Origin of the sequence: Nigerium sp. (assembly GCF_039811905.1) — a bacterium.
GTDB lineage: Bacteria > Actinomycetota > Actinomycetes > Propionibacteriales > Propionibacteriaceae > Propioniciclava.
This window is the reverse complement of sequence record NZ_JBDHZL010000152.1, coordinates 1-4,800: the sequence shown is the minus strand read 5'-3', so window position 1 is coordinate 4,800 and position 4,800 is coordinate 1. Positions and strand designations below refer to the sequence as shown.

Below are 4,800 nucleotides of genomic sequence, written 5' to 3'. Positions count from 1 at the left end.
GCGGAACGCCTGCAGCGTTTCGTTCACGCCTGCCTCCGGCGAGAACGCTGCCTTACGTACGGCAGCGTTCCGGCCGTCGCCCGGCGTTTCGAGAACACCTGCAGCGTTGACGAAAGACCTGCAGCGTTTCGGGCCACCCGGGTCGCATTTCGGGCCCACCGGGTCGCGTGTCGGGCGTCCCGCAGCGTTCCGGGTGACCAACAGCGTGCCGGACGGCACCTCGTGGACCACAGCGCTGGGGCGTGTGACGTTCTCCACCCCAGAGGGTGGAGAACGTCAGGTAGAAACGCACCACGGGGAGAAACGCCCCTAGGAGCCGGAGCCACTGACGGGCTTGACGTTCTTCAGGACGGTCCCGTCGTCGAGGGTCAGCGTGTAGGTCAGCGGCTTCACCTCACCGGACGCCCGCGTCGGCATGGGCCACTCCGCGTGGAAGGTCCCGCCCGACAGCGTCGCGGTGACGTCGCGTTCGCCGGTGTGGACGACCACCGTCCGCACCCGCGCGCCCACCTCGCCGTCGACGGTCTCCAGCCCGTCGGTCCCGCCGCCCCGGGAGACGCGGCCGATCTCCGCCGGCCCGGGCTTCTTCTGCCCGGGATCGGGGCTCGCGTCCCGCCGGCTGCCGTCGGCGAGGGTCAGGCGGTACGTCACGTCGGGCACGCCCGCCGAGCCCACGAACCCGGACGCCGCCGGCCACCACGCCGAGAACCAGCCGTTCGCGACGGTCGCCTCGACCTCCGTGCCGCCGGTGACGATCGTCACCCCGCGGACGTCCCGGCCGACGCGGCCGCTGGTCATCCCGAACGTCCCCTCGTCCGCGCTCGACAGCCCGACACCGCGCTGCTCGACGTTGTCGGCGGCGACCGGGGCCGGCGCCGGGGTCGTCGCGCTCGGGCTGCTGCCCCCCGCGCTCATGATCTGATCGGGACGCCCGGCCTTCGCCAGGCACGCGATCTCGGCCCCACTGTCGGACACCATCGAGACGAACACGTAGTCACCCCGCTGTTCGGCCACGACCACCTTCGCGGTGTCCGCCCGCACCACCTGCCGGTCCGGCCCGGTCTGCGGCCCCTGCTTCTCCCAGTCGGCCATCGACGCGCGGCAGGCGTCCGCGGTCTTCGCGAGCACGGGCGACGCGACGCGCCCCGGCTTCGGCGTCCAGGACGCGTACGCCGGCGTCTGCCCGCCCCCGTTCACGGCGATCACCGTCACGACGGCCGCCGCCGCGGCGGCCGGGATCAGCCAGCGCGCCCGCAGCCGGCGGCGCCGCCCTCCGGACGCCGACCGCTGACGGACGCCCCCGGTGCGGCCGTCCTCCGCACCGGAGGGGGTGGAGATGATGCGGTCGAGGAGGGCCTCCGCGCGGCGGCGGGCGTCGTCGTCGAGGGAGGCGTCCGCGGGGTCGAGGCTGCGGACGACGTCGTCCAGGGGGTCGTGAAGATCGAAATGCGTGCTCATCGTCGGGTCTCCTGCATCGTGGGGGTGGTGGGCTCCGCTTCCCCGTCGAGCCGGACGCGCAGCGCGGCCCGGGCGCGGGAGAGGCGAAGGCGGAAGGCCGCAGCGCTGATCCCGAGGACCGCCCCGGCCTGCGCCGACGTCAGCCCGTCGAGCACGGCCAGCGCCAGCACCTCCTGCTCGGCGTCCGGCAGGCTCGCCCAGGCCGCGGCCACGTCGACCCGCCGGGCGAGGAAGTCCTCGTCGGCGTCGCACCGGCGCCCGGACGCCGAGGCGTCCGCGAGCCGGACGGCCAGCGCGTCCCGCCGGCGCGCGCTGCGCCGGTCGTTCAGCAGGCAGTTCCGGACGATGCCGAACAGCCAGGCGCGGGCGTCGGAGGGGTCGTCGGGCAGGTCGCCGACCCGGCGCCACGCGGCGAGGAACGCCTCGGCGGCGACATCCTCGGCGTGGTGCGGGTCGACGCGGCGCTGCGCGAAACGCAGCAGGTCGGCGTAGTTGTCGGCGAACGCAGACCTGAAGCGCTCTTCGGGGGTGAGTGTCACGGCTTCCACACCCTGTACCTGTCCGGACGCCGCCCTCCTGTGTCGCCCGATCTCACCGAACCCGCTCCCGGCGACCGTCCCGCGCCGGCGCGGGCGGCGTCCGACGGCCCACCAACGGCCGTGGGGTGCGTTCGCCGGCTGGCGAGCGCACCCCACGGACGCCTCGGGCTCAGACGTGCGCGCCCTCGAAGAGCTTCGTCACCGACCCGTCGGTGAAGATTTGCTGAATCGCCTCGGCGAGCAGCGGGGCGGCGGAGAGCTGGGTGAGCTTCGGGATCTCGACGTCCTCGGCGATCGGGAGGGTGTTCATCACGATGACCTCCTCGAACGCCGACGCGTTGAGCCGCTCGGCCGCCGGGCCGGACAGCACGGGGTGCGTCGCGGCCGCGATGACGGCCTTCGCTCCCTTGTCTTTCAGCGTCTGGGCCGCCAGGCAGATCGTGCCGGCCGTGTCGATCATGTCGTCCACCAACAGGCACACCCGGCCGCGGACGTCGCCGACGACCTCGCCGACCGCCACCTCGTTGGCCTTGTTCGGGTCGCGCCGCTTGTGGATGATCGCCAGCGGGGCGCCGAGCCGGTCCGAGTACGCGTCGGCCAGCCGGACGCGGCCCGCGTCGGGCGAGACGATCGTCATCTCGTCGATCGGGTACTTGCTGACCACGTAGTCGGCGAGCACCGGCAGGGCGATCAGGTGATCCACCGGGCCGTCGAAGAAGCCCTGGATCTGCGACGCGTGCAGGTCGATCGACATCAGCCGGTCGGCCCCCGCGGTCTTGTACAAGTCGGCGACGAGCCGCGCCGAGATGGGCTCGCGGCCGGCGTGCTTCTTGTCCTGCCGCCCGTACGGGTAGAAGGGCGACACGACGGTGATGCGTTTCGCGGACGCCCGCTTCAGCGCGTCCACCATGATGAGCTGCTCCATGAGCCACTCGTTCACGGGCGCGCAGTGGCTCTGGATGACGAACGCGTCCGCGCCGCGCACCGACTCCTCGAACCGGACGTAGATCTCCGAGTTCGCATACGTCAGCGACCTCGTCGGCACGAGGTCGACGTGCAGCAGCGTCGCGATCTCCTCCGCCAGCTCCGGGTATGCGCGCCCGGTGCAGAGCATCAGGTGCTTCTCATTGGGCCTCTTGATGCCGCTCACTCGGCTTGGCCTCCCTCATTGTTCGCAGCCTTGGCAGCGTTGGCGGCCGGTGTGCCCGGACGTTTGGACTCGACCCAGCCCTCCACGTTGCGTTGCCTCTCCACCGAGACGCCGAGATCCCCGGCGCCCACATCTTCCGTGATGACGGAGCCGCCCGCCACGAATGCGCCGGCCCCGATGTTCACCGGCGCGACGAGCACCGAGCCCGCCCCCACGAACGCGTGGTCACCCACCGTCGTCGTGTGCTTGGCAAGGCCATCGTAATTCGCGAACACGGACGCCGCGCCGATACTGGCGCCTTCCCCGATCGTCGTGTCCCCCAGGTACGCGACGTGCGCGATCTTCGCGCCGCCGCCCACCTGCGCGTTCTTCGTCTCGACGAACGACCCGAGCCGGACGCGGCCCCCCAGCTCCGTGCCGGGCCGCAGCACGGCGTACGGGCCGACCGTGGCGTCCTCCCCGATGACGGCGAGCACGCAGTGCGAGCGCACCACGGACGCCCCCTCGCCCACCTCGACGTCGACCAGCGTCGTGTCGGGGCCGACGGTCGCGAACGACTTGATCGTCGTGGCGCCCTGCAGGTGCGTGCCCGGCAGCAGCGTGACGTCGGGGTCGATGCTCACCGAGTCTTCGATCCAGGTGGTGGCCGGGTCGACGATCGTGACGCCCGCCCGCATCCACTTCTCGCAGAGCCGCCGGTTGACCTCCCGGCCCATCGCGGCCAGCTGGACGCGGTCGTTGATGCCCTTCGCCTGCCAGGCGTCGTTGAGGACCTGGGGGTGCACGTGCCCGCCGACCGACCGGGCGTACTTGATGACGTCGGTGAGGTACAGCTCGCCCTGCGCGTTGTCCGTCGTCAGGGACGCCAGCCCGTCGCGCAGCACCTGCGCGTCGAACACGTAGATGCCGGCGTTGATCTCGCCGATCGCGACCTGCTCGGGCGTGCAGTCTTTCCGCTCGACGATCGCGGTGACCTCGCCCTCGGGGTCGCGCACGATGCGGCCGTACGAGCCGGCGTCGTCGAGGACCGTCGTGAGCACGGTCGCCGCGTCGCCGAACCGGCGGTGGGTCTCGACCAGCTCGGCGAGCGTCTCGCCGGTCAGCATGGGCACGTCGCCCATCGTCACGACGACCTCGCCGGCGACGTCGGGGATGGGCACGAGGCCGGAGCGCACCGCGTCGCCGGTGCCGTTCGGGCTGGCCTGCACGGCGATCGTCACGTCGGGAGCGACCTCGGCCAGGTGTTGCTGGACCTGCTCGCGCTGGTGCCCGACCACGACGACCAGGTGCTCGGGATGGACGGCGCGGGCGGCGTCCACCGCGCAACTGACGAGCGAGCGGCCGGCGACGCGGTGCAGCAGCTTCGAGGTCTGCGACTTCATCCGGGTGCCGGCTCCGGCGGCCAACACGACGACGGCCGCGACGCCGCGCTCGCTGACGGACGGTGTGCTCATCGACTCCACTCCTTCTCGACTCTCCGCTCCCCGGGTAGGAGTCGAACCTACGTCGCTAGTCCTGATTCAAAGTCAGGCGGGCCCTGCCGGCAGACCAACCGGGGAACGGCTCCGCACGCGGAACCGGCTCGGAGTCTACCGACGCCCGATCGAACCGCGCGACCCATCGGACCGCGCGCCGTCTGTCCCTCGGACGCCC

At 72.2% G+C, this 4,800-nt stretch carries 5 protein-coding genes and 1 tRNA gene; all 6 read right to left on the bottom strand.

Going from position 1 to position 4,800, the window contains the following annotated elements; all coding sequences use genetic code 11:
• Positions 1-258, bottom strand: a 258-nt coding sequence (locus tag WMJ97_RS14450; protein ID WP_347349709.1) for a hypothetical protein, incomplete at its 3' end; no start/stop codon positions are given.
• Between the two features lie 51 nt (positions 259-309).
• Entirely contained in the window at positions 310-1,458 is a 1,149-nt protein-coding gene (locus tag WMJ97_RS14445; RefSeq protein ID WP_347349708.1) for a hypothetical protein, read from the bottom strand.
• Positions 1,455-2,006 carry a sigma-70 family RNA polymerase sigma factor gene (locus WMJ97_RS14440; protein WP_347349707.1) on the bottom strand — a complete coding sequence of 184 codons (552 nt, stop codon included), beginning with the start codon at positions 2,004-2,006 and terminating at the stop codon, positions 1,455-1,457. Before WMJ97_RS14440 ends, WMJ97_RS14445 begins: the two co-directional genes overlap by 4 nt.
• A gap of 160 nt (positions 2,007-2,166) precedes the next feature.
• Complete coding sequence (locus WMJ97_RS14435) at positions 2,167-3,147, bottom strand: ribose-phosphate diphosphokinase (RefSeq protein WP_347349706.1); 981 nt, start codon at positions 3,145-3,147, stop codon at positions 2,167-2,169.
• Positions 3,144-4,601, bottom strand: coding sequence for a bifunctional UDP-N-acetylglucosamine diphosphorylase/glucosamine-1-phosphate N-acetyltransferase GlmU (gene glmU / locus WMJ97_RS14430; protein WP_347349705.1), 1,458 nt, complete (start codon positions 4,599-4,601; stop codon positions 3,144-3,146). Before glmU ends, WMJ97_RS14435 begins: the two co-directional genes overlap by 4 nt.
• A 26-nt stretch (positions 4,602-4,627) precedes the next feature.
• A tRNA-Gln gene (locus WMJ97_RS14425) sits at positions 4,628-4,706 on the bottom strand.
• Positions 4,707-4,800: the final 94 nt, after the last annotated feature.

Coding starts and splice junctions, on each gene's coding strand:
- WMJ97_RS14445 (WP_347349708.1), bottom strand. CDS start 1,458: ATGAGCACGCATTTCGATCTTCACGACCCCCTGGACGACGTCGTCCGC.
- glmU (WP_347349705.1), bottom strand. CDS start 4,601: ATGAGCACACCGTCCGTCAGCGAGCGCGGCGTCGCGGCCGTCGTCGTG.